This window comes from Corynebacterium sp. HMSC071F07, assembly GCF_001810285.1.
In the GTDB taxonomy this organism is placed as follows: Bacteria; Actinomycetota; Actinomycetes; order Mycobacteriales; family Mycobacteriaceae; genus Corynebacterium; species Corynebacterium simulans.
Genome location: NZ_KV800716.1, coordinates 37,909 through 45,988, shown reverse-complemented (window position 1 = coordinate 45,988; position 8,080 = coordinate 37,909). Strand labels below are relative to the sequence as shown.

The 8,080-nt window shown below is 58.6% G+C and carries 7 protein-coding genes; all 7 read left to right on the top strand.

Translation table 11 applies throughout. From position 1 onward, the window contains the following. The coding region (locus HMPREF2724_RS10695) for a decaprenyl-phosphate phosphoribosyltransferase (RefSeq protein WP_246818253.1) at positions 1 to 738 on the top strand (738 nt) is incomplete at its 5' end. A 128-nt stretch (positions 739 to 866) separates the two neighbouring features. Continuing rightward, entirely contained in the window at positions 867 to 2,627 is a 1,761-nt protein-coding gene (gene zomB / locus HMPREF2724_RS10690; RefSeq protein ID WP_371440791.1) for an arabinofuranosyltransferase AftB family protein, read from the top strand. A 225-nt stretch (positions 2,628 to 2,852) separates the two neighbouring features. After that, a complete protein-coding gene (locus tag HMPREF2724_RS10685; protein ID WP_061925041.1) occupies positions 2,853 to 3,875 on the top strand; it encodes an alpha/beta hydrolase in 1,023 nt (340 codons plus the stop codon). Between the two features lie 261 nt (positions 3,876 to 4,136). Continuing rightward, the gene (locus tag HMPREF2724_RS10680) at positions 4,137 to 6,104 is read left to right on the top strand and encodes an alpha/beta hydrolase-fold protein (RefSeq protein WP_070588546.1); all 1,968 of its coding nucleotides are present in this window, start codon (positions 4,137 to 4,139) and stop codon (positions 6,102 to 6,104) included. 44 nt (positions 6,105 to 6,148) lie between these two features. Then, entirely contained in the window at positions 6,149 to 6,640 is a 492-nt protein-coding gene (locus HMPREF2724_RS10675) for a DUF732 domain-containing protein (RefSeq protein ID WP_246818252.1), read from the top strand. An 11-nt stretch (positions 6,641 to 6,651) separates the two neighbouring features. After that, complete coding sequence (locus HMPREF2724_RS10670) at positions 6,652 to 7,587, top strand: cutinase family protein (protein WP_062043126.1); 936 nt, start codon at positions 6,652 to 6,654, stop codon at positions 7,585 to 7,587. Between the two features lie 102 nt (positions 7,588 to 7,689). Next, a partial coding sequence (locus HMPREF2724_RS10665) for an AMP-binding protein (RefSeq protein ID WP_141748380.1) occupies positions 7,690 to 8,080 on the top strand: 391 nt, incomplete at its 3' end.

Below are 8,080 nucleotides of genomic sequence, written 5' to 3'. Positions count from 1 at the left end.
TCCTCGATTTACCTCATCAATGACGCACGCGACGTCGAAGCTGACCGCGCGCACCCGACCAAGCGTTTCCGCCCGATTGCCGCCGGCGTCCTACCGGTTGGCCTGGCCTACGCCATGGCGGCAGTGCTCATCGTTGGCTCCATTGCTTTGTCCTTCCTGGCCACCGCTGGCCCACAGCTGGCAATCGTGATGGCTGTGTACATCGCTTTGCAGCTGGGCTACTGCTTTGGCTGGAAGCACATGCCGGTTATCGACATCGCGCTGGTTTCCTCTGGCTTCATGCTGCGCACAATGGCCGGTGGCGTTGCCGCGGGCATCGTCTTGTCGCAGTGGTTCCTGTTGGTTGCGGCATTCGGCTCGCTGTTTATGGCTTCCGGTAAGCGCTACTCCGAGATTCTTCTTGCGGAGCGCACCGGCGCCAAGATTCGCAAGTCCCTCGAGGGCTACACGCCGACCTACCTACGCTTCGTCTGGACCCTTGCGGCTACCGCTTTGGTCATGTCCTACTCGCTGTGGGGCTTCCAGCTTTCCAACGCCGCCGATGGCCCAGCTGGCGTCTGGTACCAGGTTTCGATGGTTCCGTTTACCATCGCTGTGCTGCGCTATGCCGCTGACGTCGACCGTGGCAATGGCGGTGCACCTGATGAAATCGCCCTGGAAGACCGCGCACTGCAAGTCCTTGCGCTCGCGTGGCTGGCCTGCATCGCTATGGCGGTCTACATCATGCCGATGCTGTAGAGAACAGGGTTCTCTGCAGGGGCAGGGCGCTCTACAGGAACGGAATATGACACCATAAAGAATGTATTCTGGCAGCACAAAGCTAGGAATATAACCAAATAAGATGGGTAATGTTAAACTTTTACCCCGTGAATAACACTAATAACAAGAATCTGGTCCGGCTCAGCGCCGCGGCATCGGTGATTGTTATTGGTGTTTTTTCTTTTTGGGGTGGCTTCGTACGCCGCTGGATTTCCGACGATGGCCTCATCGTCCTGCGCCCCGTACGCAACCTCGAAGCCGGAAATGGCCCCGTGTTCAACATGGGCGAGCGCATCGAGGCTAACACTTCCACGCTCTGGCAGTACCTGATTCTGCTGCTGCGCTGGATCACTGGCGCCGACCTCGCAGGCATTGCCATCTACTTAGGGCTTTTCTTTGCTGTCTGTGCGATGGCGCTCGGCACATTTGCCACCGTTGGTCTTGTTTCGCGGGGCAAGAGCGCAACCCTCGTCGCTCCTGCCGGCGCACTGGTCTACCTCACGTTGCCACCAGCTCGCGACTTCTTCACCTCCGGCCTCGAATGGGGCCTAGCCATCTTCTATCTGGCTGTGCTGTGGTGGATGCTGCTGAAGTGGGCTCGGGGCGTCGATAAGCATGCGGCGAATGCCAGCGACTCCATGCCATATTGGCTGGCTGTCTGGGCTGGTCTGTCCTGGCTCGTGCGCCCGGAGCTCGCTCTCTATGGCGGGCTGGTTGGTGTGCTGCTGCTGGCTGCCCACCGTAATTGGAAAGCATGGCTCGGCATTCTCGCTGCAGCGCTGCCTTTGCCGCTGGGCTACGAGATTTTCCGCATGGGCTACTACGGCCTACTTACCCCGCACACTGCGGTGGCGAAGTCCGCATCCGGCGCAGCGTGGAGCCACGGTTTTAACTATTTGGGCGACTTCGCTCTGCCGTATGCGCTCTACTTACCGCTCATTGTCCTCGCCGCGTGGGCGCTGTGGAGCCTGCGTCGTGAACTGCGTCCCAGTGGGTTTCGTACTCCGGCCACCGCAGCCTACCTTTTGCTCGCGGCCGGTCTTTTGCATCTGATTTATGTCCTGCGCGTCGGCGGTGACTTCATGCACGGCCGAATGCTTTTGCTGCCGCTCTTCGCGCTGCTGCTGCCCGTCTTCGTCCTTCCACTGCGCTCCATCCTTGGCGCTGTCACCACCTCCATCTGTGCAATCTGGGCATGCGTGATTGTTCTGCGTGGGCATTCCGTTGACTGGGATGATTTTTCTCGCCCGCTCAACATCGTCGACGAGCGTGAGTTCTGGACGCATGCCACCAAGCACCAAACCGGCCACCCGCCGCGCTCGGTGGAAGACTTCGACCACATGCGCTTTATTGAGCACTACCAAGAGGGCATGGATGAGCTCGAAGCCGGCGACGCCCTTGCCGTTCTTTATGCCAAGAAGGGTGAGGAGAATGCCTATGGCTGGATGGGCATCGAACGAGACCCCAGCATTGATGAATTACCCACGGTCTACTTCATCAACATGGGCATGACTTCTATGAACGCACCGCTCGAGGTGCGCGTGCTCGATGACATCGGCTTGGCGACGCCGCTCGCCGCCCGCCAACCACGCATCGCCGACGGCCGCATCGGTCACGACAAGAGCCTGCCGACATATTGGCAGGCGGCGCCGACCGCGGTGGACATTGACGAGCTGCCATCCTGGTACGACAAGGAAGAAACCCGGAAGGCGCGCAAAGCCTTGCAGACTGAGGACTTCCAGAAGCTGTTTGCCACCTACAAAGATCCGCTTGATGCGAAGAGATTTTTCGAAAACATCAAATTCGCGCTAACCGACGGCCGCACCCTGACTTTTTCCGAAGATCCTGGCGATTACCTTGGGAAATGATAGGGGTTTAATCTCCGTTACGGCGTGGCAGCTTCCCTAAACTGCCCTGCGCCTACTCAGCGAACGTGGTTCTGGATGGGACTTTGCTGGCTAAGTGGGTTAAGCTGCTAGAGATTCCTCGTTATATTTCTGTGACGTTAACGTTTCCAGATGTGGCGACGATATGTGTCAGTAGCACTAAATTTTTCTATCTAGCTCTTGTTGAGAAGTACATAAAGGAGAGACATGACTTCACTGAGCTCGGGTCTCAAGGCGCGTGTTCTCACAGCCGTAATGACCGTTGCGGTTGCGCTTGGACTCGCTGTTGCCGCCGGTAGCCAGGAAGCGTCCGCTGCAAACCGCGACTTTTTGCGTGCTGATGCCACGGGCACCTGTGACTGGGATGCCGTCGGTTGGTGGGTGCAGCGCTGTGACGTTTGGTCCCCAGCAATGGGCCGCAACATTCCGGTGCAGATTCAGCCGGCTAAGAACGGCGGCAACGCTGGTCTGTACTTGCTGGATGGCCTGCGCGCGACGAACCGCACCAACGCTTGGATCAACGACGTAAATGCTGCCCGCACCTACGAGCCGCACAACATCACCCTCGTAATGCCGGTTGGCGGAGAGGCCTCCTTCTACGCTGACTGGGAGGGCCCGGCTACCTACAACGCTGTTTCCCCGATCAACTACAAGTGGGAAACCTTCCTGACCTCCGAGCTGCCTGGCTACCTGGAGCGCAACTTCGGCGTTGCTCGTAACAACAACTCTATCGCTGGTCTGTCCATGGGCGGCACCGCAGCCATCACCCTGGCCGGTAAGCACCCAGACCAGTTCCGCCAGGTTCTGTCCTACTCCGGCTACCTGACCACCACCTTGCCGGGTGCGCAGACCTTTATGCGCCTCGCGCTTCTCGACGCCGGCGGATTCAACATCAACGCAATGTACGGTTCTCTGGTTAGCCCGCGCCGTTTCGAGAACGATCCGTTCCGCGTCATGGGCGGTCTGCGCAACACTGACATCTACATCTCTGCAGCTTCCGGTATCCCAGGTGCAGGCGATGCAGGTTACTTGCCGCAGCATCAGCTGTCTGGCGCCGTTTTGGAGATGTTCGCTGGCGCTACCACCCGTATCTGGGAGGCAAAGGCTCGTGCAACTGGTCTGCGCGTGACTTCCAACTACCCAATGCAGGGTCTGCACAACTGGGCACAGTTTGGCTACCAGCTGGAGCACTCTAAGCCACAGGTTCTCAATGTGATGAACGCTTGGTAAGCATCTAGGGAATTCGTTAGGAATCGCTCCGGCGAATTGTCCTAGATGGGTTCTTAACCGGCCGCAGGTTTTCCTGCGGCCGGTTTTGTGTTTTGGGCGTGTTCCTCTATGAAAAGTCTCAAGTTCAACTTAAACTTGAGCACACAATAGACAGCACTTCGCGGCCTAGATGAGGAAAGTCCGGAGGAGGGGAACCTTCGGAAACCACGCCTAGTCCGCTACCTCGACATTAAAACCTCGACTTCATACAAGGACTCATCTATGCGTAAAAATGCGTCTGCATCCAGCCTGCGCTCTCCAGGTTCCCCGACCAAGGCTCGTAAGGGTCTGGCCATCGCAGCTTTGCCTACTGCTGTAGCGGTGGGCCTGTCTCTCCTGCCGAATGCAACGGCTCAGTCCTCCCTTGGTTCTTTGACACAGAACCTGGGTAGCTCCAACCTATCCGATGCTTTCGCTCCTGGCACCCCGCCGGAGCGTACTCCGATTCAGACCGAGTACCCAGAGGTTGAGGGTCTTCCGGAAGGCGTCGATATTTCCCGCGTGGAATACCTGACCAACCGCAACCTGCGCGTCTACATCAAGTCCGCAGCGATGCCGGACAAGGAGCAGGTTGTCCAGATCCAGCTTGCTCGTGACTGGTACTCCAGCCCGGATAAGAAGTTCCCAGAGGTATGGGCACTCGACGGCCTGCGCGCACGCGATGACGAGTCCGGCTGGACCATCGAGACCGACATCGAGACTCAGTTCGCTGAGCGCAACGTCAACCTCATCATGCCGGTGGGCGGCGAGTCCTCTTTCTACTCTGACTGGCAGAAGCCGGACAATGGCCGCAACTACAAGTGGGAGACCTTCCTGACTAGGGAGCTCGTCCCGATTCTCGATAAGGCTTATCGTTCCAACCAGAAGCGCGCCGTTACCGGCATCTCCATGGGCGGTACCGCGGCTATGAACTTGGCGGAGCGAAACCCGCACCTGTTCCAGTTCGTTGGTTCCTTCTCTGGCTACCTGGACACCACCACGCAGGGCATGCCTGAGGCTATCGCCGCAGCCCAGATGGACGCCGGCGGATACACCTCTACCAACATGTGGGGTCCGCACTACTCTCAGGATTGGATCGACCATGATCCGAAGCTGGGCATCGAAGCACTCAAGGACATGAAGGTCTACGTCTCCGCCGGCTCCGGTAAGGACGACTACGGCAATCTGAGCTCCGTGGCAAAGGGCCCTGCAAATGCTGCTGGCGTTGGCCTCGAGTTCATCTCCCGTATGTCTACCCAGACCTTCGTCGATTACGCGAAGCGCGCCGGTGTGCCAGTTGTTTCCCGCTTCCGCCCATCTGGCGTTCACAGCTGGGAATACTGGCAGTTCGAAATGCGCGAGGCTTGGCCAGTCATGGCCGACGCCCTCGGCATCGCTAAGGAAGACCGCGGCGCAGATTGCACCCCGGTTGGAGCTATCGCAGAGGCAACCAAGTCCGGCATCCTAGGCTCCTGCCTGAACAATGAGTACGACGTCGCCGGCGGTAAGGCCGAGGATTTCCAGGCGGGTACCGCTTACTGGTCCCCAGAGACTGGTGCACACGCCATCTTCGGTCGCATCGGCGCACGTTACGCAGAAAGCGGCGGCCCGACCTCCTGGCTGGGCTTCCCAACCACCGGCGAGACCAAGACCCCAGACGGCAAGGGTCGCTTCGTTCACTTCCAGCACGGCTCCATCTACTGGACCGCAGAAACCGGCGCTTGGGCTATTCCAGGTGACATGGTTGAGGCATGGGGCAAGAACGGCTTCGAAGGCGGCGACCTGAAGTACCCAACCGGTCCGGTCACTAAGGTCGGCGAGGGCTTCGCACAGGACTTCCAGAATGGCGTTCTGACCCGTAACCCGGATGAGTCCCACTCCATCGTCCACGGTGCCATCGGCGCCAAGTACAAGGAGCTGGGCGGCCCGTCCTCCTCGCTGGGCTTCCCGAAGGGTGGCGAAAAGCCAATCAAGGGCGGCTTCTTCCAAGAATTCGAGCACGGCAACATCTACTGGTCCGCTGAATCCGGTGCGCACTACATTCTGTACGGCGCAATCATGGACGAGTGGGGCAAGCGCGGTTTCGAGCAGGGCGAGTTCGGCTGGCCAACCAGTGACTACAACCAGATCGCAGCCGGCGGCATCTCCCAGACATTCCAGCACGGTGAGATCCGCGAAATCATGGGCAGCGTTCAGGCGGAAAAGAAGTAATCATGCGTACCTCCTTCCGGGTTCCTGTAATGTGCGCAGCCTTCATGGCTGCTGCACTCGGCATAAGCGCCTGTGGTTCCGCAACGGTTGAAAGCGAGAATTCTCCCGAGCAGACGAAAGTCGCCCCGCTCGAGCGTTCTCCGCAGCCTGCAAGTGCTTCTGAAAGCGCCTCTGAAGCTAGCTCGCAGTCGGCGGATTCTTCGGACGAAAAGTCCTCTTCAGAATCCAGCGCTGCTTCGGCAAGCGATGAGCCTGAAGACCGTGGCGCCCGGGAAATCTCCGCTATCCCTTCGCCTAGCCGGACTCAGGGACCTGAGCAAGATTTCCTAGCTGCAGTTCAGAAAGCTGGAGTAAAAACAGAAGGTGCAGAAGATCAAATCATCGGTGCAGGCCAAGCTGCGTGCAACGAAGGCGATGCCGTAACCATCCCCGCTGTTGCAGGTCAGCTCATCGAGCAGGGCCGCGCACCTTTGTCACATGAGGAGCTAACCGCTGTCCTCACGGACCAAGCGCGCGGCACCCTGTGTGCTAAATAAGGTAGAAATTTATGCGAAAAACACTCACGGTTGTTGCCGTCCTCGTCGTATTAGCTGTCATCGGCGCGGGAGCGGTTCACTTCTTAAACGCCAACAAGGCAGGAGAATCCAACAACCTGAGTGAGCCGGTGCCCACCGAGCAGGGCGGGGGAGTCGAGGCCCCTGCCCAGCCGGATTGGTGCCCGCGCTTCGAAGTGATTTCTGCCCCTGGCACTTGGGAATCCAAGGCCGATGATGACCCCATCAACCCGACCGCCAACCCCAAGTCCTTCATGCTTTCCATCAGCAACCCGCTGAAGGAGGCCTACGTTCCTGAAGACGTAAAGGTCTGGACGCTGCCTTATACCGCGCAGTTTAAAAACATCAACGCTCAACAGGAGATGAGCTACGACGAATCCCGTGATGAGGGTACCTCTCGCCTCGAGGGCGAGCTGACCACCATGCACGAGAACTGCCCAGCCACCAAGTTCATCATCGCCGGTTTCTCTCAGGGTGCTGTCATTGCGGGCGACGTCGCAGACCGCATCGGTGGTGGCAATGGCCCAATCCCAGCCGAGGCTGTTTCGGGCGTTGCGTTGGTGGCAGATGGGCGTCGCCAAGCAGGCGTAGGCCAGAACCCCGGTGTGCCCGTTGCTGGTGTCGGTGCAGAGATTGCTCTGCAGCCGGTTGGCATGCTCATCCAAGGCATCGTTCCTGGAGCATCCATGCGCGGGCCGCGTGCAAATGGCTTCGGCTCCTTGGCAGATCGCACCTTCCAGATTTGTGCACCTGATGACTCTATCTGTGATGCCCCACTCGATGGCCCAAACGGCCTTGAGCGCGCACGCGGGCTCATTGAAGCAAACGGTGTGCACGCGATGTATGCCACTAACTCGAACGTGATTCCGGGTACCACTGCCAACCAATGGGTCGTCGGCTGGGCGCGGGAAATTATCGACCGCACCTAACTCCGTTCAAACTTAAAATGGCCACGTTATGTAACGCTCTGCGTCTCCGAGATGATATTTTTAATGTCAAAAGTAAACAATCTAAGCCCAAAAGGAGATTAGATGGACCTCCAAGCATTGATTGGCCAGTTCTTTGACGGGAATGGTCGCATTGTTCTGCCGCCTCACTTGACCCTGCCGGGGCTTTGTGAGCACGTCTTTGAAATGGAACAACAATCAGGAGTTCCTGATCGCCCGGTTTTGCGCCAGTGGCTCTTTGATGATGACCCAGCTGGTGCCCCGCGCGATTTCACGCGCTCAGAAGTAAACAAGCGAATCAAGGTCGTGGCCGCGCGCCTGCAGCAGGTCGGCGCAGTAGGGGACCGCGTGGCTATTCTTGCCGGAAACTCTCCGGAGTACCTGTTTGGCTTTATGGGCGCGATGTATGCGGGAATGACGCCGCTGCCACTCTATGATCCGAACGAGCCGGGGCACTCCGAGCACCTGCGCGCAG

What these genes read in the sequence shown, in the direction of transcription:
- HMPREF2724_RS10685 (WP_061925041.1), top strand. Translation starts at nt 2,853, where the DNA reads ATGACTTCACTGAGCTCGGGTCTCAAGGCGCGTGTTCTCACAGCCGTA.
- HMPREF2724_RS10680 (WP_070588546.1), top strand. Translation starts at nt 4,137, where the DNA reads ATGCGTAAAAATGCGTCTGCATCCAGCCTGCGCTCTCCAGGTTCCCCG.
- HMPREF2724_RS10675 (WP_246818252.1), top strand. Translation starts at nt 6,149, where the DNA reads ATGGCTGCTGCACTCGGCATAAGCGCCTGTGGTTCCGCAACGGTTGAA.
- HMPREF2724_RS10670 (WP_062043126.1), top strand. Translation starts at nt 6,652, where the DNA reads ATGCGAAAAACACTCACGGTTGTTGCCGTCCTCGTCGTATTAGCTGTC.